Source organism: Lysinibacillus capsici (assembly GCF_003367505.1).
Classification (GTDB): domain Bacteria; phylum Bacillota; class Bacilli; order Bacillales_A; family Planococcaceae; genus Lysinibacillus; species Lysinibacillus capsici.
The window spans coordinates 155,596-180,849 of record NZ_PXXX01000018.1 but is presented as its reverse complement, the minus strand read 5'-3'; the positions used below and the strand labels follow the sequence as shown (position 1 = coordinate 180,849).

Annotated in this window: 24 protein-coding genes and 1 pseudogene; 16 read left to right on the top strand and 9 right to left on the bottom strand. The window is 36.1% G+C overall.

Going from position 1 to position 25,254, the window contains the following annotated elements:
- Window positions 1-20: 20 nt before the first annotated feature.
- The gene (rpsT, locus tag C7B89_RS16470; protein ID WP_004226906.1) at window positions 21-269 is read right to left on the bottom strand and encodes a 30S ribosomal protein S20; all 249 of its coding nucleotides are present in this window, start codon (window positions 267-269) and stop codon (window positions 21-23) included.
- A 163-nt stretch (window positions 270-432) separates the two neighbouring features.
- On the opposite strand from rpsT, the gene gpr reads away from it, so the two are divergent.
- The 9 genes from gpr (at window position 433) to C7B89_RS16420 (ending at window position 12,030) form a co-directional block, all read left to right on the top strand.
- The gene (gpr, locus tag C7B89_RS16465) at window positions 433-1,449 is read left to right on the top strand and encodes a GPR endopeptidase (RefSeq protein ID WP_066036467.1); all 1,017 of its coding nucleotides are present in this window, start codon (window positions 433-435) and stop codon (window positions 1,447-1,449) included.
- 120 nt (window positions 1,450-1,569) lie between these two features.
- Window positions 1,570-2,424: a stage II sporulation protein P gene (gene spoIIP / locus C7B89_RS16460; RefSeq protein WP_225340378.1), complete on the top strand. Its 855-nt coding sequence runs from the start codon at window positions 1,570-1,572 to the stop codon at window positions 2,422-2,424.
- Between the two features lie 592 nt (window positions 2,425-3,016).
- Window positions 3,017-4,912, top strand: a complete 1,896-nt coding sequence (locus tag C7B89_RS16455; RefSeq protein WP_115674126.1) for an acyltransferase family protein — start codon at window positions 3,017-3,019, stop codon at window positions 4,910-4,912.
- Window positions 4,913-5,421: 509 nt separating this feature from the next.
- Entirely contained in the window at window positions 5,422-7,248 is a 1,827-nt protein-coding gene (gene lepA, locus C7B89_RS16450; RefSeq protein WP_004226914.1) for a translation elongation factor 4, read from the top strand.
- A gap of 790 nt (window positions 7,249-8,038) precedes the next feature.
- The gene (locus C7B89_RS16440; protein WP_081011009.1) at window positions 8,039-8,380 is read left to right on the top strand and encodes a DUF2834 domain-containing protein; all 342 of its coding nucleotides are present in this window, start codon (window positions 8,039-8,041) and stop codon (window positions 8,378-8,380) included.
- 133 nt (window positions 8,381-8,513) lie between these two features.
- Entirely contained in the window at window positions 8,514-9,134 is a 621-nt protein-coding gene (locus tag C7B89_RS16435; protein ID WP_115674125.1) for an AAA family ATPase, read from the top strand.
- Window positions 9,135-9,462: 328 nt separating this feature from the next.
- The gene (locus tag C7B89_RS23295; protein ID WP_244205698.1) at window positions 9,463-9,882 is read left to right on the top strand and encodes a hypothetical protein; all 420 of its coding nucleotides are present in this window, start codon (window positions 9,463-9,465) and stop codon (window positions 9,880-9,882) included.
- A gap of 679 nt (window positions 9,883-10,561) precedes the next feature.
- Complete coding sequence (locus C7B89_RS16425) at window positions 10,562-10,951, top strand: tautomerase family protein (RefSeq protein WP_066036462.1); 390 nt, start codon at window positions 10,562-10,564, stop codon at window positions 10,949-10,951.
- Between the two features lie 215 nt (window positions 10,952-11,166).
- Window positions 11,167-12,030 (top strand): GH25 family lysozyme, encoded by an 864-nt coding sequence (locus C7B89_RS16420; protein WP_115674124.1) that lies wholly within the window; start codon window positions 11,167-11,169, stop codon window positions 12,028-12,030.
- A 131-nt stretch (window positions 12,031-12,161) separates the two neighbouring features.
- On the opposite strand, the gene C7B89_RS23450 is transcribed toward C7B89_RS16420, so the two are convergent.
- The 3 genes and pseudogenes from C7B89_RS23450 to C7B89_RS16410 all read right to left on the bottom strand — a co-directional run bounded on the left by C7B89_RS23450 (window position 12,162) and on the right by C7B89_RS16410 (window position 13,546).
- Complete coding sequence (locus tag C7B89_RS23450) at window positions 12,162-12,296, bottom strand: hypothetical protein (RefSeq protein ID WP_004226973.1); 135 nt, start codon at window positions 12,294-12,296, stop codon at window positions 12,162-12,164.
- A gap of 356 nt (window positions 12,297-12,652) precedes the next feature.
- Window positions 12,653-13,197 (bottom strand): annotated as a pseudogene (locus tag C7B89_RS16415) (GNAT family N-acetyltransferase).
- 13 nt (window positions 13,198-13,210) lie between these two features.
- The gene (locus C7B89_RS16410) at window positions 13,211-13,546 is read right to left on the bottom strand and encodes a hypothetical protein (protein WP_103118461.1); all 336 of its coding nucleotides are present in this window, start codon (window positions 13,544-13,546) and stop codon (window positions 13,211-13,213) included.
- Between the two features lie 149 nt (window positions 13,547-13,695).
- On the opposite strand from C7B89_RS16410, the gene C7B89_RS16405 reads away from it, so the two are divergent.
- The 7 genes from C7B89_RS16405 to C7B89_RS16375 all read left to right on the top strand — a co-directional run bounded on the left by C7B89_RS16405 (window position 13,696) and on the right by C7B89_RS16375 (window position 18,871).
- Window positions 13,696-14,448: an SMI1/KNR4 family protein gene (locus C7B89_RS16405; RefSeq protein ID WP_115674123.1), complete on the top strand. Its 753-nt coding sequence runs from the start codon at window positions 13,696-13,698 to the stop codon at window positions 14,446-14,448.
- A 58-nt stretch (window positions 14,449-14,506) separates the two neighbouring features.
- Window positions 14,507-14,845 (top strand): cupin domain-containing protein, encoded by a 339-nt coding sequence (locus C7B89_RS16400; RefSeq protein ID WP_115674122.1) that lies wholly within the window; start codon window positions 14,507-14,509, stop codon window positions 14,843-14,845.
- An 86-nt stretch (window positions 14,846-14,931) separates the two neighbouring features.
- Window positions 14,932-15,615, top strand: a complete 684-nt coding sequence (locus C7B89_RS16395) for a VOC family protein (RefSeq protein WP_115674121.1) — start codon at window positions 14,932-14,934, stop codon at window positions 15,613-15,615.
- A gap of 69 nt (window positions 15,616-15,684) precedes the next feature.
- Window positions 15,685-16,095: a GNAT family N-acetyltransferase gene (locus tag C7B89_RS16390; protein ID WP_036076278.1), complete on the top strand. Its 411-nt coding sequence runs from the start codon at window positions 15,685-15,687 to the stop codon at window positions 16,093-16,095.
- An 18-nt stretch (window positions 16,096-16,113) separates the two neighbouring features.
- Entirely contained in the window at window positions 16,114-17,103 is a 990-nt protein-coding gene (locus C7B89_RS16385) for a zinc-dependent alcohol dehydrogenase family protein (protein WP_115674120.1), read from the top strand.
- Window positions 17,104-17,369: 266 nt separating this feature from the next.
- A complete protein-coding gene (locus C7B89_RS16380) occupies window positions 17,370-18,392 on the top strand; it encodes a DUF1835 domain-containing protein (RefSeq protein WP_115674119.1) in 1,023 nt (340 codons plus the stop codon).
- A gap of 50 nt (window positions 18,393-18,442) precedes the next feature.
- Window positions 18,443-18,871 (top strand): GatB/YqeY domain-containing protein, encoded by a 429-nt coding sequence (locus tag C7B89_RS16375; RefSeq protein ID WP_115674118.1) that lies wholly within the window; start codon window positions 18,443-18,445, stop codon window positions 18,869-18,871.
- 81 nt (window positions 18,872-18,952) lie between these two features.
- Here the strand turns inward: C7B89_RS16375 and C7B89_RS16370 are convergent, their stop codons facing one another.
- The 5 genes from C7B89_RS16370 to C7B89_RS16350 form a co-directional block, all read right to left on the bottom strand.
- Complete coding sequence (locus C7B89_RS16370) at window positions 18,953-20,650, bottom strand: methyl-accepting chemotaxis protein (protein ID WP_115674117.1); 1,698 nt, start codon at window positions 20,648-20,650, stop codon at window positions 18,953-18,955.
- Window positions 20,634-22,277 (bottom strand): pyridoxal phosphate-dependent decarboxylase family protein, encoded by a 1,644-nt coding sequence (locus C7B89_RS16365; protein ID WP_115674116.1) that lies wholly within the window; start codon window positions 22,275-22,277, stop codon window positions 20,634-20,636. Before C7B89_RS16365 ends, C7B89_RS16370 begins: the two co-directional genes overlap by 17 nt.
- 336 nt (window positions 22,278-22,613) lie before the next feature.
- The gene (locus C7B89_RS16360) at window positions 22,614-23,756 is read right to left on the bottom strand and encodes an FAD-dependent monooxygenase (protein ID WP_112118203.1); all 1,143 of its coding nucleotides are present in this window, start codon (window positions 23,754-23,756) and stop codon (window positions 22,614-22,616) included.
- Window positions 23,757-23,778: 22 nt separating this feature from the next.
- Complete coding sequence (locus tag C7B89_RS16355) at window positions 23,779-24,366, bottom strand: TetR/AcrR family transcriptional regulator (RefSeq protein WP_048392174.1); 588 nt, start codon at window positions 24,364-24,366, stop codon at window positions 23,779-23,781.
- Window positions 24,367-24,498: 132 nt separating this feature from the next.
- Window positions 24,499-25,206 carry a polysaccharide deacetylase family protein gene (locus tag C7B89_RS16350; RefSeq protein ID WP_115674115.1) on the bottom strand — a complete coding sequence of 236 codons (708 nt, stop codon included), beginning with the start codon at window positions 25,204-25,206 and terminating at the stop codon, window positions 24,499-24,501.
- Window positions 25,207-25,254: the final 48 nt, after the last annotated feature.

Below are 25,254 nucleotides of genomic sequence, written 5' to 3'. Positions count from 1 at the left end.
GTATCTGATCCTTTAAACAATTACGCTTTTTTAGCAAGGCGAGACTTTTTACGAGCCGCCGCGTTTTTGTGGATAAGTCCTTTTGAAGCTGCTTTATCTAAAGATTTGAAAGCTGCTTGTAAAAGTTCTTGTTTGTTTTCAGCGTTAGCAGCAACAGCGTTTTCAGCTTTTTTCACTGTAGTACGCATTGCAGATTTAGCTTGAGAATTAGCAATGTTAGCTTTTTCGTTAACTTTTACGCGTTTAATCGCAGATTTAATGTTTGGCATATATTTCACCTCCTAAATTAGGTACGAGATGATATCTTCTCATTGATTTCTTGTGTCAATACAACAAAAATCATTTTAACAAACGCTTGGCCAAATTGCAATAGATAAATGCAAAGAATATTTACTTGACAGTTTGAACAAACTACAGCTTGAGGTGAACTGTATGCAAAATTTTAATTGGCAACGAACAGATTTAATCGATGAATCAGAAGAGGTAGTTGTCCATCAGACCAAAGAGCAAAAAGAAAAGCTTGAACAATCAAGTGGCATTCAAATTGAAGATCGGAATGCTGGTAGAGTAAAAATCACAGATGTTCTTGTAGATGCTGAAGGGGAAAAGCAAATTGGTAAAAAAGAAGGGCAGTATATTACCCTTTCTGTCCCGACACTAACATTAGAAGATCAAGAAGGCTTTGCACAACTTGAACAAGAATTGCTTGTAAATTTCAAAAAAATGCATGACGCACTTTCTTGGCAAGAAGACGATAAAATTTTAATAGTCGGTTTAGGAAATCGCACTATTACCCCCGATGCAATAGGTCCCTATTTAATTGACCATTTGCATAGTTTAGATGTCATTGATGAAAAATTTGTCATGTATGCTCCTGGTGTAACAGGACAAACAGGCTACGAAACAGGTGAGTTTGTGGCTGCTATTGCTGAACGTCTGCAACCAAAATTAATCATTGTAGTAGATGCACTTGCTACAAGAGCGAGTAATCGACTCTGTAAAACGATTCAATTAACAGATACAGGCATACATCCAGGTTCAGGAGTAGGCAATCAACGGCAAGAGATTTCCTATGAGATGCTTGGCATTCCCGTAACAGCAATAGGGATCCCTACTGTAGTAGATGCACCTGTATTAATTGCGGATGCGGTAGAAACTATGCTACGTTCGATAGCTGCTCGTGTGGCTGAACGCAGTAAACCGTCATCAAAGCTTTCATTATCCTCATGGCAACCAGATATCAACAAGGAACTGGATATGACATTAGTACAACCTATATTTGGAGAATGGGCGACATGGACGAAGGAGGAGCGCCAGCAGCTGTTTGAGGAAACCTTCGCTGGCTCCCACACACAACTGATGGTTACACCAAAAGAAGCAGACTATTGGATTGATCGCTATGCAAAATTAGTGGCTTCTATGCTAATGAATTGGGCAAGTGATTTATAAAATAATGAAGAAACAACGCTTAGAGTAGTCCTTCTAAAACACGCTTATTTATGCGTAAAACAAGAAATTTATTTTCGTTCTAATTAACATCCCCCCTCCATACGATATGGGGAGGAGGGTGTGACTTTGCTAAAAAAACTACAATGGTCATTTGGTATATTATTGTTCTTTTTCGTATTACCTGTCATTGCTGGGCAACTTCCGTTCAACAAGCAAGCATCGACTCCGATCAAACAATCAGAAGATAAGCAAGTCGTGTTTGCTGCTACCAATTTAGCTGAACAAAGTGTACTGGAACAAACGAAAGAACCTGAACCAGATCAAGCCCTAGACCCGGACCCATTTAAAGTGTTAGTGTTATTTACCCATACGCATGAAGCATATGAACCTATGGTGAAAGCAGTGAGTGGTAAGGTAGCGACTTCTCATGAAACGGTCAATATTATGAGCCTGAAGGATAAGATTGTGAATCATTTTAATGTAAATGGTTTAAAGACGGATGTTCTTGATGTAGATATTATGAAGAAATTACAAGAAGAAGGTAAAGGCTATCATGAATCTTATAATGTGATGAGGCCATATTTAAGTAAGCATTTAGAAACAAATAATTATGATTTAATAGTTGATTTACATCGTGACTCATTAAAACATGATCTTACAACGATCTCATATAATGGGGAAAATTATGCGAAAATCGCTATTGTTGTTGGGGCAGAACATGCTAATTACCGCTGGAATACAGCCTATGCTGAAAGTTTATCATCCACACTAAATGCCATCGTTCCAAAAATTTCTAAAGGGGTTATTTCTAAAAGTGGTGATGGGGTTGATGGGCGATACAATCAGGATTTAGCAAAGCAAATGATGATTATTGAGATTGGTGGAATTGGTAATACTGAGGAAGAGGTTAATCGTACGATTGCTGTAATTGGTAAGGCAATATCAAAAGCGTTTGTCAATGATTCAACAAAATAGACCAGTCATATTAAAAAGTGGGACTCTTGTGGGCTCACTTTTTTTATTTGTATGATAATAAAATTTCCAGAAATAATTCTCATTAATTGTCTTTCCATTGCTCCATTCTTGTCTTATAATTTTCAAGTTGGCTCGCGAATTTCATGATAAAACGTTAAATGAAGGCATATGCAAATAAAGCAAACTTACTTTTGGAGTATATACCATTTTTGGGAATGCCTCTATAGCAAATATACATATGAATTTTTAGAAGACTAAAAATGATAACGTTTCATTTTTCTCTCAAACTTTTATCGTATTTCAATCGTCAAACATATAAGTGAATAAGCAAAAATAATAGAGAGGGGATGGTTATCAATCCAAAAGGTTCTATTACGTGACAACAGGTTTTATCTTGATGCAGAAGGGAATACCTTCAAAAAGCGATACTCCTTGTAGCGTTTGGATGTAACTAACATCATTTAACCAAAGCCGTGTGCGGTTATTACAGATTGTGACAGCGCTTTTAGATTGACTTCTACTTTGTACAGCTAGAAAAAACCAACACATTATACCGAAACGAAATTGAGAGATTATTGAAGGAAGGAATAGTATGTCAGGCAAGTCATTAAATCATCGTTATATTCCTGGATTAGACGGGATTCGAGCATTGGCTGTATTAGCAGTTATTGCTTATCATTTTAACTTCAGTTGGGCTAGAGGTGGCTTTTTAGGAGTAGATATCTTCTTTGTATTATCGGGCTATTTAATCACCTCTACCATCTTACCTTTAAAGGGCAATCAATTAACAGTCAGCCTAAAGAAATTTTGGGTGGGACGATTTAGAAGGCTACTACCAGCTGCCTACGTTATGATTATTACATCATTTGTTTGGGCAATGCTCTTTCATAAAGAGCTTCTCCATACTTTGCGCGGGGATGCATTGTCCTCCATTTTTTATTCAAGTAATTGGTGGTTCATTTTTCATAAACTCTCTTATTTTGATAGTTTCGGTTCTCCATCACCTTTAAAAAACCTATGGTCATTAGCTATTGAAGAACAATTTTACTTGATATGGCCATTGCTCTTAATGATTGGACTTTTTGTTGTTAAAAAACAAAATAAACTAGCAAATATCATCTTTTGTGGTGCCCTTTGTTCAGCATTCGTAATGGCGTTACTCTATCAGCCAGGCGCTGATCCTAGTCGTGTTTATTATGGAACGGACACACGTTGTTTTGAATTATTAATAGGCTGTTGGCTAGCACTTGTTTGGCCAATGAAAAGACTATCTTCTCAAAAATTATCAGCGAACCATGTGAAGAAACTAAATATTATGAGTTTCATTGCACTTACTATTTTTTTAGTAAGCATAGTGTATGTGGATGAATATCAATCCTTTCTTTATAGAGGAGGCATGTTTTTATTTTGCTTGAATGCTGCCGTTTTGATTGCATGTATTTCTCATCCAGTCAGCATACTAGGAAAAATATTAGCATGGAAGCCATTATGTTGGATAGGCTCTCGTTCCTACGGCATTTATCTATGGCATTATCCTGTCATGGTTTTAGGGACACCCATTCATGAAATTGGTAATCCTTCCTATTGGCGAATATTCCTGCAGCTTTTACTAATCCTGATGATTGCAGAGCTATCCTATCGCTTCATTGAGATGCCCATCCGGAAAGAAGGGTTCCGAGTCTATTGTCAAAAATATCTGATTTGTAATAAAAACAAGTGGGGAAGCCTTACTTTTCCACGAAAAATATCAACGGTTATGGTTCCTCTTTTTCTGCTTGTATTTTTCACAGGCATGACAGGTGTAGTGGGTGAAAGTCAGCAAAACCCATCTAAAACGCTGCCAACAACGATAAAAATTAATGGCGAAGAGCCTACAGCCAATCTGAACAAGCAGGACAAACAAGCTGAAGCCTCTACCGACAAGCCTTCTCAAAGTAAGGATAAGGGAGGAGAGGATGTTCAGAAGATAGAAACACCTAAGCAAGAAGAAAATAACACCATTATAGAGCCTGAAAAAGATGAGTTTTATCGTGGCATACTAGCCATTGGTGACTCCCTAATGATTGATATTGCACCGAGCTTACATAATATGTATCCGACTATTACAATCGATGGAAAAATAGGCCGTCAAGTTTCGCAAGCTGTAAAACTTGCACCAAATTATGCAAGTTTTAATCAACCTAATCATGCAGTCATTCTACAATTGGGGACAAATGGTTATTTTACGACTGACCAAATGGATGCACTCCTTGAAGCTTTTTCTAATGCCGATATTTATTTAGTGAATACACGTGTGCCGCGATCTTGGGAAGCAAAGGTGAATGAAGCTTTACTGCAAAAAGCACAGGAACATGAGCGAATAACACTAATTGACTGGCATGCAGCAGCAATCAATCACCCTGAATACTTTGCCCCTGACGGTGTACATTTAGAGAAAAAAGGGATAGAAGTTTTAACAAAGCTCATTCAACAATCCTTAAACAAATAAAATAAAAAAGGTCAGTATACACAGTTTTATCTGCGTAGCTGACTTTTTCTATATCTTAGAAAGGGAGCTATTTGCTCTACCTCTATTAGTTGTTCCTGTATGGTAAGCTTGATATTTGATCTGTTCCATTATGTGGAAGATGGTGCGATATCCATTCTTTCTTTTACTAACCATAGTTTAGGTTTATAAAAATGGGATTGTGTTCACGCTTTTTAGCAATATGGACGATGATATTTTTTGGAGATAGCGTGCTTTTCTTGATTGATCAGGCGAAGATTCATCCATCGAATCTCTCCTCATGTCGAGTAGACGCATTTTCATTTCAACTGCTACACATCGAGTACTACTATAGCTGATTTGCCTGCATTTATATACTTAATACTGTAAAATTTAAAAACGTCATGAAACACTGAAAGTATTGATATTATAGGCTTTCAAGTCTAGTTGCTGTTGTACTTTGCGTTATGTTCATAGTATAATTCATTATAGTTTAATTAGGAGTGGAAAAGATGAACCGAGAAGCACGTTTAAAACGACAAGAGAATATACGAAATTTCTCTATTATTGCACATATTGACCATGGGAAATCAACGCTTGCTGACCGTATTTTAGAGCAAACAAAATCTTTAACTTCCCGTGAGATGAAGGCACAGCTCCTCGACTCAATGGATTTAGAGCGTGAGCGAGGCATTACAATTAAGTTAAATGCAGTTCAATTAAAGTACGAAGCAAAAGACGGCGAAGTGTATACATTTCATTTAATCGACACACCAGGACACGTCGATTTCACATATGAAGTATCACGTAGTTTAGCTGCTTGTGAGGGTGCCATATTAGTTGTGGACGCAGCACAAGGTATTGAAGCACAAACACTAGCAAATGTTTACTTAGCACTTGACAATGATTTAGAAATTTTACCTGTAATCAATAAAATTGATTTACCTGCAGCTGACCCAGAACGTGTACGTCAAGAAGTAGAAGACGTTATTGGATTAGATGCCTCTGAAGCAGTATTAGCGTCTGCGAAAGCAGGTATTGGTATCGAGGATATTCTAGAGCAAATCGTAGAGAAGGTACCAGCGCCAACTGGTGATCCAGATGCACCACTACAAGCTTTAATTTTTGACTCTGTTTATGATGCCTATAAAGGTGTTATCATTTCGATTCGTGTCATCAATGGTACTGTTAAGCCTGGCGATAAAATTCGCATGATGGCAACAGGTGCGGAATTCGAAGTTATTGAAGTTGGGGTACATACACCAAAAGTTGTGCCACAGGCTGAGTTAACAGTGGGTGATGTAGGTTATTTAACCGCATCTATCAAAAATGTAGGGGACACACGTGTAGGGGATACTGTAACCTATGCAAATCGTCCTGCAGCTGAGCCATTAGCTGGTTATCGCCGTTTGAACCCAATGGTCTACTGTGGTTTGTATCCAATTGATACAGCCAAATACAACGATTTACGTGAAGCGTTAGAAAAGCTAGAGTTAAATGATTCTGCGCTACAATATGAGCCAGAGACATCGCAAGCACTTGGTTTTGGTTTCCGCTGTGGATTCTTAGGATTACTACATATGGAAATTATTCAGGAGCGTATTGAGCGTGAATTTAATATCGACTTAATTACAACAGCACCTTCCGTAATTTACAATGTTCATATGACAGATGGTACTGAGCTGAAAGTCGATAACCCTTCCTTTATGCCAGACCCGCAAAAAATCGATCGTGTCGAGGAACCATATGTGAAAGCAACAATCATGGTACCAAATGATTATGTGGGAGCGGTTATGGAACTTTGTCAAATGAAGCGTGGTAATTTCATGACGATGGATTATATTGATACATCGCGTGTAAGTATTATTTATGAAATGCCATTATCAGAAATTGTCTATGATTTCTTTGACTATTTAAAATCAAATACAAAGGGCTATGCATCATTCGACTATGAACTTATTGGTTACCAGCCATCGAAATTAGTGAAAATGGATATTTTATTAAATGGTGAGCAAGTCGATGCCCTAAGCTTTATCGTACACCGTGACTTTGCCTACGATCGAGGCAAAATCATCGTAGAAAAATTAAAAGAATTAATCCCACGCCAACAATTTGAAGTACCAATTCAAGCAGCAGTTGGACAAAAAATCGTGGCGCGTTCAACAATTAAAGCCATCCGTAAAAACGTATTAGCGAAATGTTATGGTGGAGATATTTCCCGTAAACGAAAACTTCTTGATAAACAAAAAGAAGGTAAAAAACGTATGAAACAAGTAGGCTCAGTCGAAGTCCCTCAAGAGGCATTCATGGCTGTGCTGAAGATGGATGATTCGAAGTAATATTGATATAACAGGGTTTATAGGGGTTTAAGCAAATAGTTTTGTATCAGTTGGGTGGAGAATGCCACCGATTTGCCACTGCATTGAAATTGTGCAAGCAATTTAAAAATCTTTAGCGATGGAATCAAAAATATCGGTAGCATCTCTTGCCATCTTCTGTGTTAAATGGACATAGCAGTCTTCAGTAATTGCTGATCTGCTATGTCCTAATCTTTTTGAACTGTTTTTATTGGTTGTCCATTTTCAATTAGCATCGTTAATAATAATGCCGAGATACTCGTATTTATTGAGTATCTGGGTATTTGGCTACTATCAGCTACTTTTTTTCAGGTAGTTGGCTAATTTACAGTGAATCTTTTCACAGAGTCTCGAATCTCCTACTTTTAATTAAGTTATCTTCTCCTTACTCTTTTTCTTTTCTCTTCAATTTTTCTGAATAATAAATAAACTATTGTAATTATAAGATAAAGTATGACAAAATTTGGTATCACATTATTATCACTTTTACTGGCTATATATACATATCCCCCTACTACCACCGCTAAAATTAATGGCTTATATATTGAATTCATAATCAATCCACCTTTTCTTAGTGTTAGACATAATTCACAATATTCTCTTGGAATATATAGTTTATATATTAATATTTTAAATGTTAATCTATAATTAATTATCATATATGGAAATATTTATTTAAATTATTTTTTATGAGGTATTATTAAACTGAAAGAGTTTAATTAAGAAGTATATTATTTGTGAAAATCATATAAAGAGGGGAAGTTTAATGTAAATGAGAAAAGTGTACTTGTTATTTGCGATTATCGGCACAGTATTCCCGTATTATTTTTTGGTGCAATTCTTGAACAAAAACGGATTTGATTTAGGGTTATTAGTAGATTTATTATTTGCAAACTCGATATCGACCTTCTTCGCTGTTGACTTTTTTATTTCATGCTTTGTTTTTATAATCTTTATGTTTAATGAGTCAAGAAAGTATAACATTAAAGAAAAGTGGATATGTCTATTAACTTTGTTTACAGTTGGTTTATCGCTGGCATTACCGTTATTTTTGTTTTTCAGAGAGTCATACATAAAGAAAGAAGTGTTGTTAAACTCCAATGAAAGAACGTGAAAATCTTACATTTTCTATGGTGTTGTATTGATTTTGTGTTACATGGATGGCAAACGGAGCAGGTTAGTTTAACAACCGTAAATAATTCTACAGTCCTTATTTAGATAGAGATTACATTAATTAGGGGGAGAAAATGAGTGATTTTAGAGGGATAATCTTAGAAGGCTATTCGAATGCTGGAAAAACATCAGTCTTAAAAGCGTTGAAACAACTTCACGCAAGTGATGATGCCGAACGTAGTGTCATAGTTCTCAGTGAGCATTATTCGCAAGTATTACACAAAGTAAATGGTGAATTAAAGTCGTTAAGTCGAGAGGAACACTTACAGGTCTTAAGAGAAAGAGTCACGATGTTGAAAATGTTAAATAATTGGTCAAGAGAAATTGGACAAACTCAACGTTCAAAAGGCTTATTCTTTATTTTGGAAAGGTTTCATTTAAATCATCGAGTAGCATTTTCTCATTCAATATCAGATGACATTAAGGAATTAGAAGCCCAGTTACTTGGAATGGGAGCAAGATGTACTTTGTTAACTGTATCACCAGAGAATTTAGAGGAAAGAATAAGTAGTAGAAATCCCAATGAATGGGAAGGGAAAACCATGCAAGAAATGAAATTAGCGTGTGAATTATTATTAGACCAACAACAAGAGTATAGGAGTCAAGCTGAAAATTCAATCATACCTACAATTGAAATAAATACTGATAATAAAAATTGGGATTCCTACGCAAAACAGATTTACTTATTCAACTAACGGAATGCTTTAATTAAATACACCATAAAAGACCACTCCAAAATGGGTGGTCTTAAATTTTTCCCCATCAAACCAATAGCAAGGCTGGGGAGCGGTCTAATATGAAGTCTAATCATGCATTTCATATAAAAGAAACCCCATATAAAAAACGTTCAGTACCTTTTTATAATTGATTAAATATAAGTGATAGTCTTCCAAAAAATATAAATAGACCTAATTTGGAGAATTGGCTTTTATAATAAATGGAAATAGTTATCCAAATAAACTTTATTTGAGGTATTATTAAAAGAGTTCGAACAAAATTGAACTAGAGGGAGGAGTATGTAATATGAAAATACAAAGCGTTATTATAACAATTGTCGCACTTTTATTTGTAATTATTGCAGGGTGTAGTTCAGAGACAGAAGAAGAGTCTATGGGCGAAGTTGAAAAGGAAATTCATACGCAAGAACTAGTAGAGTCTATGTTCAGTGAGGACAGCCTGGAGGCAGCGAAAGAAAGAATAGAGGAACGGGGCGGCTCAGTTTATATGATTCCACCACCTGAGCATACTGCTATCGGAGAAAATCAATCAACTGTAGTAGAACTTAAAGAGTCGGACATTTTAGACGGAGAAGATTCTAGTTTTGAAAATTATGACAACGTAGGAGAAATACGTCTTGATACGTTAGAGCTGGACTCTACTTTTGAGGAGCAAGATACATATATAAATGTCATGCTTACAGAACTAGGAATGGAGAAAGCTTAGTATGCAATGCGTAAAACTTTATTGTGGACAGCCGGTAATCCTCCAGATGGACTCGAAAAACATAGTGATGGCACTCTATCTTTTTATCTAAGTAAATACTCTGAGCTTATAAATTGTCACTTTCAGAGCGCTAACCCTGACGTGAAAGAAAAAATTATCAGAAACATGCAGAACGCTTATAAAAACAATACACCTATAATTGTCTATGGAGAATTTGAGGAGTTTCTAGACGAAGAAGGATACTCTGGCTATCGTCTTATCATACATCGAATAGGCTTTAAAGAGGTCATAAATTAATAAAAGAATTTGATAAAAATCTTGAATTATTCATGGAAATGATGTTTAGAAACCTGCCAATTAAGACCACTCTGTTGTGGGGGACTTCAATGTTTTCTTCCACCTTCATGTCACCGTGTTGAGAGAAGAAACATGACCTATAGAAAAATATAATGAGCATTTCTGCGAGCTTATTGAAAATTGTGTTGGAAAAGGTAATCGGTAATATGATAAATGCATATAAAAAAGAGGAACTTCGGAATAAAATTTGGTGCTTCCTTTGATTCCAAAAAAACCATTATTTAACTCTTCAAAATGGTATAATACATACACAACATAGTAATTAGTCATAATAATGCCCAGTTACTCTTTAGATTAGTAAGTCAAGAAAGGTGAGAGGTCGTTGGGACAAATTAAAATTTATGGTGTTAAGAGAAGGTTAAATCCCATTAAGGAAACATTATCGAATATTATCCATTCTTGTATGGTGGACGCACTTGAATATCCATTAGATAAGAAATTTCATCGCTTTTTTCCTATGGACAAAGAGGATTTTTATTTTGCAAGTGAAAGAACTGAATCATATACAATAATAGAAATTAGTATGTTTGAAGGTAGAACGATTCAAGCTAAAAAACAATTAGTAAAGCTACTATTTGAACGCATAAATAACAAATTAAATATTTCACCTCAAGATGTTGAAATTACAATTTTTGAAACGCCTAAACATAATTGGGGAATAAGAGGGTTACCTGGGGATGAATTAGCACTTAATTACAAAGTAAATATTTGATATAAAGCCGCTATTTTTTTAGAGTGAATTCGACTATGTGAAATGTGCTCTGTCTTTTTAATTATCTGACCACTAAAAATCGGTAAATGAAGAATCTATAAGGACTAAAATAATCTACATAACTTTATTTAATGAATGATTCTAAATAATGCTTGAAGCAATGGGTTTGTCGCTATTCATAATTTATTTACTATTTTTAGGGAGGAGAAAATTGTATGAGTTATATCATAGACATTTCACATCATCAAGGAGATATTGATTGGTCTGAAGCGGTTAAAGATGTTGATTTGGCTATCATCCGCACACAATATGGTACAAGCACAATTGACCGTAAATACGTTCAAAATATAGAAGCATGTATGAAGTACAAGGTACCTTTTGGTGTTTATATTTATGTTACCTTTAAAAATGGTACTGAGGCATTGGAACAAGCAAAAGACTTCTATAGCAGAGCAAAAAACTATAATCCGCTATTTTATGTTGTAGATATCGAAGAAAGCTTTGGTGCTAGTGTCCAAAATATCGTACAAGGCACACAGGTGTTTATTGATTATTTAAAAAGTAAGGCTGTAAAAGTCGGGCTATATACAGGCCATCATTTTTACAAACCTTATCTGATGGATACCGTTAAAAATTATGATTTCCTATGGATTCCTCGCTATAGTGGCTCTAGCTCACCTGGACTAAAGCCAAACTTTGCCTGTGACTTATGGCAGTACACAGACAAAGGGATTATAGCAGGTATTAAAGGAACTGTAGATTTAAACCAATTAAATGGATCTAAGTCTTTATCCTGGTTCACAGATACTGATAAGAAGAAGGAAATATCATTGTCTCAGTATGAAGAATTAAAGAAAGAAAATAAACAACTAAAACAGGAACTTACTGAAATGAAAGAGTTATTAGTTGGGATAAAATCAAATGTTATGGTATCACCAGCACATAAAGAAGATTGGGAGTGGGCCATTGAAGAGGGAGTTATACGAGGCGATGGCAAGTGTATGAATCCTACAGATCCACTCACAAGACAACAAATGGCAACGATGCTCAAACGGTTCTATGATAAATTTATTAAATAATAGCATTGTCTCGCCCATAAGTACCTGAGAACTAGCAGCAAAATATTTAGCCTAATATTGAGTGTATTCGTCATAAAAGGAATCACTATTTATAGTGATTCCTTTTATAGTGCGACCAACCTGTTTGAAATTTAGTGAAACAATAGGAAAAACTTGGCTAATAAAAAAATGGGGACTCCTACAATTATTACGCCTGCAAAGAAATAACAAAACAACATAAAAACATCGAAAACCGCACCAGCTAAATCATCAATGAATTTTAACATTTCATTCCCCTCCAAACATAATAAGTATTAGCATTTATAATCTCTTTATTGCTTACCAATCATCATACTGATCCAAAGTCTTTTTTAGAGTCTTATCCCACATATCGAGAGTCCCGTAAATTTTTATTAGGATATTTTCATCAGATGGTAACACTTGAAAGCTAAGTGGAAATCATACTGAGTATTCATTGTAATTTGTCATACCCTAAACCACGAACCTTATGTGTAATTCCTAATAACACCCTGTAAATCATTTGGGAAAGTGTTTTATATTGTATGCATAAAGCATGTTATTGACTAAAGATTTGTTTTTTACATTGAGGTTCTTGTGTAATCTGATAGAGCATTTTTTACTTCTATATTCGAAATGGTAGTGTTCGTTTCCATATCATATGGTGACTATTTGCTCCCCAATAGTTTTCAAGGACAAAATCAGGCTGTCCAAATTTCTTCTGCCAGATCATTTGCGCTTGTTTATATCCACTATCTAAACAAAAACTAGGAACCCTTCGATTTTCTAACGTTAGGAGCATTTTCTGTAGTGGCATGGTGCCGATCCCACGATTTTGATAGTCAGGATGAATAAAAACGGTACCGATTTCTAGACAATTGAATAGTTCCTCTTTGATCGTTTGTTGAATGATTTCGTTGGCTTCTCGCATTCGATAGTGCCTATTATGTCATTGGTTTCTTCATTTAAAGCTAACCAGAAAAATCTTTTTTTGCCCTGGCTTTCTAAGTCCATTGCTACATACTGTTTTTTCGTTTCCCATTCATCCTGTTGATCGTCCACTAGCTCGGCAATTCCTTCTTTTTTATAAGTATCCCGAATGACAAGATCAAAGAATTCGTGTAACGCCTGGATGTCCGACTGTTCTGGACGTCTAATAAGTAATTTCATGATTGCTTGCTCCTTATAATGGATGTCGTTGGTGGTTTAGTAGGGATCGAGCTCGTTGCACATCCACATCTAGTAAGTCATTTATATCTTGCTGTACTGCGGTCAATCGATCAAGTGCCAGCTGTAACCAATGATCGGAGGCATCATATTTTTCAGCGTGCCATAGCAACTCTCCATAACAAATGGCAGCACGAATAAATGTGATATGGTCATTCAGCAGATTTGCCAAATGGGTGGCTTGTTTGAGACATGCTTCCCCTTGTTTTACCTTGCCATAATCTAAATAGCGAAGTGCTTTCAAAAATTCCGTGTTGGCTTGCTGTATTATCTGTTCATTCGTATGTTGCATGACAGATCGCTCCCATCCGTTATTTTTGTTCACGTTATGCATACTACCAGTCTATTTTAATGATTATAACATGTTCCCCTTATTTGGTTAATGATGGGGTATGTTAAAATGCAAGAAAGACACTTGGTCATCAAAAGGAGAGAATTCCATTGAAAGATTTAGAAAAGAAACTCGATGCAGTATTACAGCAAATGCGTGATTTTATTGATGAGCTTCAGGAGCGGGAGTCAGCCTATCCCATGGTTTTTTATCATCAATCAGAAGAGGATATTAGCCAATTTGTGGATGGTGGGTGGTCATTGCCAGCAGAGTATGTTTATTTTTTGAGACATTATGTTGTTGAAAGGGTTACATGGGCTACAGGTGATTATATTAATCTAAATATCTATGGTGCAAGAGATTTAATACGTGGGCAGGAGGGCTATAATTATAATCCAGTGACAGATGAGATGATTGAGGATTGGCCACATGATTATTTAGTCATTGCCACAGATGAAGGCGATCCCTATTGTCTGGATCTATCAAGAGGTGATACGGCTGTTTTTACCGCTCCTCATGGGACAGGCAATTGGCATTTTTCAATGGCTTATGACAATTTAATTTTGTTCCTTGAAAGTGTACTGATTCCACCTAGTTTAGAAGAAATGTTGCCTGAAGAAAGTTCTGTAGCGTACTATGAACTAACTATTACTGGGGAAGGAAAAGATAAACTAAAGACATTATTGTTGCTAAAAAAATTATTATCTTATGATTATTCACAAGCGAGAAAGGCTTTAGAACAGCCCCCGCTAGTAATTTATAGGGGAGTTGAAGCAGGTGCCTTAAAGTTAGAAGCTGAGTTACAGGCTATCCGTGCAGATTTTCAAAAAAGGAAAATTAGCTTAGCTGAATTTATTGGATGAGGGAAGTTAACAAGAATGATGGATATCCCTCCTCTGAAGCAGGGAAGGAAGTGTAAGGATGAAAATTAACAAAGCATTAGCACAACATTATCAATGGGGAGCACAGTGTGATGGCTGGCATCTTGTACAAAATAGGGAGCTTAGTGTGATACATGAGCGGATCCCTGCTCAAACAGCTGAGGTAAATCATTATCACCATCATGCACAGCAGTTTTTCTTTGTTCTTTCAGGCACAGCTACAATAGAACTGAATGACCAAAGAATTGAGTTAAAGCAACATGAGGGAATTGAAGTACCTCCAAATTTACCACATCAAATGCGAAACGATTCACAAGAAGATGTAGAATTCCTCGTAATATCGCAGCCAAATAGCAGGGGAGATCGAGAGCTTCTCTAACTATACGAAAGTAAACTTCATTCTTTTGCATGAAGCCATTCTAATCAGCTACTTGTATAGTAGGGAGTGTAAAGGGGTGCTTAAAGATGAAGATTACGAAGGTAAAATTATATGTTCATGATATGCAAAAAATGGAGCAATTTTATGTTGATTTGTTAGGTTTTACTTTGTTAGAAAGAACAGCTGACTATTTTACAATAGCCGTGGGAGAAAGCAGGATGACATTTGAAAAGATGCCTTCTAAAATGCCAAAGCAGTATCATTTTGCATTAAATATTCCTAGTAACTTATTTCAACAGGCAAAGATTTGGGCAGAAGAGCATGTAGGCTTGCTGGATTCAGAGGGGCAGGATGAAGTCTATTTTGAGTTTTTAAAAGCATATGCATGCTATTTCTACGATCCAGAAGGCAATATAGTGGAGCTTATTGCAAGACAGGAAATAAATCCAAAACATGCTGAAGTTAATTTTTCTGTAGAGCAAGTGTTACATATTGGAGAAATCAATTTAACGTCAGATGACATTCAAACAATTGCTGAAAAATTAAAGAAGTATGCTATAAACACTATAGCAAACAAGGAAATTCAACTGGATGGCCTTAATTTTCTAGGAAACTATGAAGACGGAGCCAATATCCTATTAGGACCGAGTGGACGTCTGTGGTATTTTTCTGATAAGAAAGCAGTTATCAGCCCGATTAGTATTGAAATAGACGAAGCTTTACAATTAAATATGGATGAAGAAGGGCAATTAAAGCTTCTGCAACTCTAACATCATAAACTTATTGTTGATTAAATATATGTTATTTTGTATATTTATTCAAAATAAGGAGAGTGTTATATGTATATAATCAAAGAAACAAATCCGACGATAGACTCGTATAAAGCATTGCACCAAACAACTGGCTGGAATGCAAAAGGGCAGTATACGTATGAACAATTATACAAGGCTATTTGTAATAGCTGGTTCAGTACATCTATATATGATGAAGGCAATCTAATTGGCTATGGACGTATTATCTCTGATGGTATCTATCAAACATTTATCTGTGATGTGATGGTGCACCCTGATTATCAACGAAAAGGAGTTGGCACAATGGTGATGGATGCTCTTTTAGAGCAATGTCAGAAAGAAAATATAAAATGGGTTCAATTATTTTGTGCTAAAGGTAAACAACCTTTCTATCAGAAGCTTGGATTTAAGGAACGTGAAATAGATGCTCCTGGTATGATGTTGTTCTATACAGAATGAATAAAGGAGCTAGGATCGTTGAAAGCAAAATGCCTAAAAATTTATGAATTTGGAAATCCGCAAGAGGTTGTAAGGCTAGAGAATAAAACAATCGAGCCTCCTCAAGGTCAAGAAATTCTTGTTCGCATGCTAGCCAGACCGATTAATCCCTCAGATTTAATACCAATATGGGGGAAATATGCTCATAGAATCACTTTACCAACTATCCCTGGCTATGAGGGAGTAGGAATAATAGAAGCTGTTGGACCGCTTGTTTCACCAAAGATTATTGGTCAGCGCGTATTACCGTTACGGGGAGAGGGAACTTGGCAGGAAGTAGTGAAAACGCAAGCAGATTTTGCAGTGACTATTCCTGACACGATGAATGATTTTACAGCAGCACAAATATATATTAATCCAATTACAGCCTTCGTAACATGCTCAGAGGTACTTAATTTACAATCAAACGATGTCTTATTAGTAAATGCTTGTGGCTCTGCCATTGGACATCTCTATGCTCAACTTGCGAAATTGCTAGGCTATCAACTTATTGCTGTGACACGAAGTAATCAGCATACTGAAGAATTACTGCAACTTGGTGCAGCTTTTGTCATTGATACCTCTCATATGCCACTTTACGAAACCGTTATGGCATTAACAAATGGTAGGGGAGCAGATGCAGCAATTGATTCGATTGGTGGAGAGGCTGGCAATCAGCTTGCCTTCTGCGTAAAGCCCGAGGGTATTTTTTTAGCTATTGGTCTTTTATCGGGTATTCAGGTAAATTGGACAAACATTGTGAAGGAAGCAAAGGTACAAGCGAGGATGTTTCATTTACGCCATTGGCAACGTCAGACGTCAATTGAAAAATGGCAACAAACGATGCAACAACTTATACAACTTGTACAGGATGGCTCCTTAAAAATGATGAATGTACATGCTCGTTTTCCATTATTGGATATCCATAAGGCAATCGATGCTGTTGAGGGAACTAAAAAAGGAAAAGTATTTTTAACGAATGTTGATTAAATAACATACTACCGTCGTAGTTGAGCTACTACGCGTAGTATGTTTTTTTATAGGGACATGAGTGTTTTTAGCTTTGGAGAATATAGTTCATACATTGTCCTGCTCCAAAAAGTGAGCAAGTCGCTCAAAAGAAGTGAGCCTCCGCCCAGATTAAAGAATTCACTAGCAATAGTAGTAACATATCTTTAAAACTAACTAAATTAGTAATTTGAGGTAATAAAGAGGTATGATAAGGTTAGGTGTTTTTAAATAAAGGAGTACAGATGATGGAGAAGATCAACCAACTAAAACAGTCAATACAACGATTGAGTGAAGCTGATGCGAAGTCGATGCTTCTTTTAACTTTAATAAATGAACAGTCAAGAGATAGCATGTTACAGTTTTTATTACAGCAAGCTGAGGAGCGGAATTCTTCAACGGTACAAACGGTGCATATTGTATTCGGTCATTCACCTGGGGGGAGCTTGAAAGCAGCCTTTCGTAATCCTGACTATGCTAAGTCCGAGGAGATTATTGTTGTGCCAGGTAATTTTTCTGTTGGTCCTTTGAAAGATGTACATACAAGGGACGGAATTGAAGTTCGTTTTCAATGGTTGGAACAGCGCTATCTAATAGAAGATGATGGATTGATCATATGTGAGCGGGAGATGAAGGAAGCAATAGAGAAAATTAAAAATATCCCCCCTCATCAGGATATACTGATTTGGACTTGTCAAAATGCTCATGAGCAAATAGGGCTTCGACTCGTCTTGGCGATGCTCGAACAGAAAACAAATGATATCTATGTATTAGATACTTTTCAGTTATTTCATGAGTTATATACTTTACCACAGTTAGCAGAGGATCATTATCCAAGATCGACTGGAGAGGTCAACACAGAGGATTTACTTTACTTTTATGAACATTTCCAAAGATGGCCATTAAAAGAAGCATTGAGGCACTCCCTATGCAAAGAAGGGCTAAATCTGTTAATGGATGATTACGATTGCATACATACATGGAAATATCATGAACTTTGGGGAAATAATAATGAGGATAGAGAGGATGACTTGATCATTACCTGTGCTAAACGTTTACAGGAAGAACAAGAGGAAATTCATTACCAAGTTGCAGCTAGGTTAATTGGAGAGGTACTGGGGCATATGGAAGAATTGAGAGAGGCTGAATGGATTGACTATCGTCTGCGTCAATTAATTCAGCAAGGCATTTTTTCTTATGAAGGTGAGTTAAAGGGAATATTACACTATAAAGTAAAGTTAGCAGATGCAACGAACTATAATCCTTCATGATTTTTATGATATAATTTTTTTGATATAGACGGTTAGAAGGAGTGAGATCATTGTTAAAAACAGAAATATTTGAACAATTAAAAACGGCAATGAGAGAAAAAGATACGTTAGCGAAGGGTGTATTATCCCTTTTAAAGTCAGCATTAGATTCAGCTGAAAAAGAAAAGGGAGAGGCTTTAACAGCTGACGAAGAAATAGCTATTATTAATCGAGAGGTCAAACAAACAAATCAGGCTTTAGAAGGTGCACAAACGGCTGGGCGAGCAGACCTGATTGAAAAAGAGGAAGCCAAATTGACACTTTTGAGATCCTTTTTACCAAAGCAATTATCAGAAGAAGAAATTGCAGAGAAATTAGTGGCAGCGGGTGTTGGAAAAGGAATGAACATGGGAGAAGCCATGAAAATTGCAAAACCATTGCTGACAGGTCAGGCTGAAGGTGCCGTTATTTCAAAAGTTGTGAAAAATATTATTGCCTAAACTTTTACCATTTTGGTAGGAGAGTTTTTATGGAAAGAAGAATCCGCTATGCCGAAAATGTGCATAGCGGATTTGTTATTTTTATAACTGGAATTTTTGAATGATATTGCGAAGCTGTTGAGCCATTTCAGCTAAGTTATTAGAGGAAGCTGTTATTTCTTCGATACTTGCAGATTGCTCCTCAGAGGCAGCAGCTACGTTTTGAATATTGCCTGAAGCTTGAACAGCTACGACCCCCACTTGTTCAACAGAACTAGCAATATTGCTAACACCTTCATTGATATTGGACATCACGTTATTGACATGGTCCATTTCTCTCGTCAGTGCAGTGACTTGGGTATAAATTTCAGCAAATGCCTCTCCGGATGCATTGAATGTTGTTGAGCTTTCGGCAAGATTACTGCTACTGATAGCCATTGATTTGACGGCTTGTGCAGATTCTTCTTTAATCGTTTCAATGCGTGTACGAATACTGTTAGTTGCCTCTAAAGATTGATCGGCTAATTTACGGACTTCCTCCGCTACAACTGCAAAGCCTTTACCGTGTTCGCCTGCACGCGCTGCCTCAATCGAAGCATTTAATGCAAGTAAATTCGTTTGATCTGTAATTTGGGTAATCAATGTCACAATATCCCCAATTTCATTTGTGTATGTGCTTAAACGTTCTACTACAGCTGCTGACTCTTGAATAGCCTGAGATGTTACGGCCATTTTTTCAGTAGCATCTTGGATTGTTGTGTTGCCTTTTTCTGATATAGCAGATGCTTGGAATGCCTTATCTGTTACATCGGTTACACTTGTCACTACCTCTGACATTTTGTTAGAGATGGTTGTAATATGACTATCCACTTCTTCAATCGAAGAAGTTTGCTTTTCTGAACCCGCTGCAACCTCTTGCATAGAAGAGGTTATTTGCTGAATGGATGCACTTGTCTGTTCAGAGCTTGCTGTTAATTCCTCCGACATTGCGGCCACTTGTTCAGCATTTTGAGCGATTTGTTTAATTAACGAACGCAAATCTTCCGTCATGTTTTCAATGCCTGATGAAAGCTGGGCAATTTCATTGGAACCTTTTATGTGAAGAGGTTCAACAGCCAAATCTCCCTGTGCAACTTGACCAACATAACGTGTCATTTTTTTAATTGGCTTTGTAATGCCTACACTAATAAAGTAAGCAACGATTATACCAAAAATTACAAATACTATCGTTAAAATAATACAAATCCAAAGTGTTTCCGTTTGAAGCTTAGAAATGAAGGAAGCATCCATATCTAAACCGAAAATAATATCTGTATCTTTAAATGGGATAAAAATGGATTTATGGATACCATATTCATCCTTATAAATATCACTTGTTTGTGTGTTACCACTAGCTACGGCTTCATGCATTTCTTCACTAAATACATAATCTTGCTGATGATTGTCGGTATTACTTAGTGCGACGATATGTTCCTTACCATTTGCTTTAGAAAGGATATAGGCGTTTTCAACATCATATTTTTTAACCGTTGCATTCAATTGATCTAAAAGCTTTTTGTATTTGTCAGGGCTACCATTATCCGCTGCCTTTACATCATTTTTCTCAATATCTTCAAAAATTGTTGTCGATGTAATCTCTAAAGTAGATTCAAATTGTTTAATAACAAAGTTGTCAATAATGCGGTAAGAAACGGCAAATAACACAATACTAAAGAGCAAGGAAATAATCGCTATTGGAATGGTGAAACTGGCAATATATTTGTAGAGTAAAGAACTCTTAAATTTAGTGACGATACGCAATGTGGGACGCCTCCAGTACTTTAAGCTTTTGCTGTAAGAAATGAATCATATTAGAGATGTGTTCTGTCTCCGTATAAGGTGAGATAGAGAAAAATTTTGCCGCTGCAACTGGTACTTGTTGTGTTGTATCACTAGTACTAACCGTGCAAACACGCGTTGTGTCACCAAAGAATACTTCGTCTCGACCTTCTCCAATAATTTCAAAGAATGAAGCATTGATACCGTTTATGTGTTCTATTTGGTCTTGTGTATAGTGACCAGCTTGTTCAGCTTGCCAATTCATGCCGTCTGGATATAAACGAAACGCTGTGACTGGCCCAATATTGGATTCATTAACCACCTGTAGCATTGGCGTTTTCGCAGCTAATTGAGCACGGAATGCTAAATTCACACGTACATAATTAGCTAATAGTTGTTGATAGCCTTCCTTACCAAATGCCTGCAATGCAGCAAAAATAGCAATGGAGCTACCCATTCGAGAGCATTCTAATGTATAGCCAGTATGATAAGAGCCATAACCACGATTGCCTACATATGGCGTATCAAAGTCCTCAATATCTAGTAGCTGTAAACTTTTACCTTCCTTAATTAAAAATAGACTAGTTAAATAAGGTGTTTGGCCAAGCTTTTGGAAATCAAAGCATAGGCTATCCGCAATGGCTAGATGTTGCATACGTTCACGGATTTGTGCTAATCCCTGTAAAACCTCTGACTCGAATTGGAGTGGGTTTTTATTAAAATCATAATCATTAAAGAAGGCATAAAAACCACCTAAAGCCGAATCAGCATGAATATGTACTGGTTGTAAGTTGTATTTCTTCTCAAGGGTTGTTGTGACTTCTTTGATGGCTTGGACATCATCAATACCAAATTGATCAGTAGCACCTGTTGTCGCTACTACATAAACAGGAATACCGCCATTTTCGATGACGTCTGTCATACGTGCACGTAAGTCTTCTACATCCATAGAATGATCTTTACCTGCTTTTACACGGACTAAATGTTTACTGCCGATACCCACGGCTTCTACTGATTTTAAAAGACTGTAATGGGCATTCTCTGAAGCAAAGCAATATAAATTAGTAGGAACACCATCTTCTTTTGCTTGAGGGAATTGTTTTGCAATGGCAAGACGAAGTCCACTAAAAACAGCACCTTGTCCACCCCATGTAGTATAGCCAAAACTTTTCGTATAATCATAGCCTACTAATTTACACATCATTGCTACTACTTTAACCTCACACTCAGCAGCAGCAGGACCATAAACATCCCATAAATTATTGCCATTCAATAGCGCATTTGTAAACTGTCCTAACACTCCAGGAATACTTGCCATCGGTAAAACATTTGTTACAAAGTTACGTGTATGATAAGGGTGTCCTTGCATTAAATGTGTCAATTCTTTTACAACTTGATCGAGTCCGATCCCAGTTGTTGGCACTTGATGCTCTTGCATAAGCTCTTGATAAAAATTAGCAGATCGCTCTTTCATTGGACCAAGAGTTGTCTTATTTGGGTTCTTTAATTCATCTAATGAGGAAACAATTTTCTCTAATAGGGACAAAAAATTCTCTCTTTGTTGGATATTTCCATCTTCGCTCTGGAATAATTGTTGGATATTTTGCATATTCATCATCCTTTTGTAGTTCATATTTCCTCTATTTTTACTTTGATAAAAATAGGACATTATACTAAAGGTATAATAGCATATTTTAGCAGAGATGGTGATTATATTTTACTGAAAAAATATTTATAGACATTTCTGAAAAATCTAAGTTTTATTGACAAATTCTAACTATGTTACTGTAGCTTGATTTTTAAAGAAATATCTTAAAATGAAAAAGGATGATGATATTATTATAAGAAAAACTTTAAGAGCTATTACTTTTTATCTATTTGACTAGTTAAAAGAAAAAATCTGCACAAAGAAAGTGCAGATTTTAAGAATTTCGTTATAGTTTGTTTATTTTGTGGTTTCAAAATTATAGACATGCTGTGCTTGTTTTTGAATCATTACTTGGGGTGTTAATGTTAATAACTTATTTCTCAGGCTAATTAAAAAACGATTATTCATCTGAGCCATTTTGCCAATATTCCATGATTGCTTAGAGATAGTATTTACTTTTTCTTTTCGATGGGCATTGTAGTTGGCAAATGCTTGAGTGATATTTTCATACTTATTAAGATATTCTGCTAATATTCGGGCGTCTTCGATTGCTTGACATGCCCCTTGCCCCATGTTGGGTGTAACTGCATGCGCAGCATCCCCAATAAAAACGGTACGATGATGATAGAACTTATCCATTGGTACAATATCAAACACATCACGGTGGATCATTTGATGTTCATCCGTATTGTTCAATAAAGTTGGTATTGGAAAATGATATTCTTTAAAATGATTAAATAAATCAGTGGTAGTAAATTTTATATAATTAGCATCATTGGGCTTTGCATTGACAAGAGCATACCAATAGACTTGATCATTTGGTAATGGAACTATCCCAAATCGCCCCTGGGAGCCCCATGTTTCGAAAAATGATTCCTTAATATTGGGTATTCCTTTTGTAGCCATTACGCCACGCCAGCATGTGTAACCAGCATAGCGATACGAACTATTGGGAAATAGTTGCTTGCGAATAGGGGAATGAATCCCATCAGCAGCAATTAAAATGTCGCCAGTCACAATACTATTGTCTTCGAATGTCACCTGTACGCCTTGCGAATCCTGTATGACATGTGAAAAATTTTTGCCCCAATTAACAGTGTTTGGCCTTAATGCTGACAATAGAATATTATGTAAATCCTTTCTGTGGATGGAATACATGTATTGATAACTAGAAGGAATCGTAAGTTTATTAAGCATCTTTCCTTGCTCTGAAAGGATATGGAAGCCATCACTAGGTTTGCCTCTTTCCTTAATTGTTTGAGCTATCCCAAATGGCTCTAGAGCTTTTAAAGCGTTTGGTGCAATGATAATACCAGCTCCTGCAACAGTTGGTTTTGAAGCCCTTTCATAAACTGATACATCCATGTCCATTTTCTGCAGAGCTACAGCTACACTTAAACCTGCTATTCCACTGCCTACTACAATAATTTTTTTACGCATTCTTATCCTCCATTCTTTTAAATTATTTACTAATGCCTTTCCAAACAATGTCTAAATGTTTTTCAAACAAAGCTTCTATATCTTTTTCTTCACTGTGTTGTAAAGACCAAGATAATAATGTGTGGAAATATGTGCTGATGATGGAAGAGGCGATAATAGGTGTTTCGTGCTCACTTTGTAAAGTGCCATTTATTTTTGCTTGTTCAACAATGCTTTCTATACTTTTTTGTAACTTTTGAATACTGTTGTATTCGTTTTCAACTAAATAGGAGGATTTCATAATTTCCATAACAACTAGCTTCATTAACTCACTATGCTCTGTAAGCCTTTTCAATAAATCACCCAATAACACTAAAATGAGCTCTTTAGGGTTTTCTATATAGTGATAATGATTTAATTGTTTTGTTAATTTTTCTAATTGTGATGTACCTAAATAAAGTAAAATGTCATCTTTCCTTGAAAAATAATTGAAAAAAGTACCTTTAGCAATGCCACATACCGAAACAATTTCCTGAACGGTTACAGCCTCATAACCTTTTTCCTTGAATAATTGAATAGCCTGTAGAAAAATTTGCTCTTTTAACTCTTTTTTACGCTCTGCTCTTAGCATTTCTGAAACGGGCTCCTTTATAAAAAAATGACCAAAGTCAAAATATGACTATGGTCAATATAATATTTAATATTACTTTTTGCAATAATATGTCTAGCTTATTCATAAAGTTTTCAAAAACATGAAACAATCTCATGACGCTTTAAATTTGAACAGGTCATCTATCGTGACAAATGTATAGCCCTCATCCGTAAGGGACTGAAGAATTCCTTCTATTGTCTGTAGTTCATTGTCAGTTTGATCATACATAGGGTGCAATAAAATAATGGAGCCTGGTTGAATGTTTTCCTTTACATAATTTATTTTATCCTCTGTCTTTGTAAAGAACGTGTCAGGCTCTAAGTTCCATGTAATGGTCTCGCGTTGATGTTTATTTAAGTAATAGGGAAAGCCGATTAACTTTTTACCATATGGTGGTCTTACTACGGGTGTTTCCTGATAGCCAATATTGGCAATAAGGGCATCTGTTTTTTCTATTTCATTTTTAATAAAGGAGGGGCTTTTTAATACCATACGTTTATGAGAATACGTATGATTACCAATCTGGTGTCCTGCTTCCACTATTTTTTTAGCCTCTTCTGGATGTTCTTCGATATCCTGTCCAATTAGAAAAAAAGTGGCTTTTACTTCGTAGTCCTCTAATAACGACAGAATAGAGCCAGTTTTGTCAGTTGGTCCGTCATCAAATGTCAATGCAATGACCTTTTCTTGAGTTTCAACCCGAGAGGTAATAGGACCAAATAATTGATAGTCACGTGCATTCATTAATTTATAAGCTGAAAATGCTAATGCAAAGATCAAAATAAATCCGATTCCACTATAAGCTAGTTTCCTTTTCATTCACTGTGTCCCCTTTCATCCTAAAGATGTATGGTTTTAATGTATGTT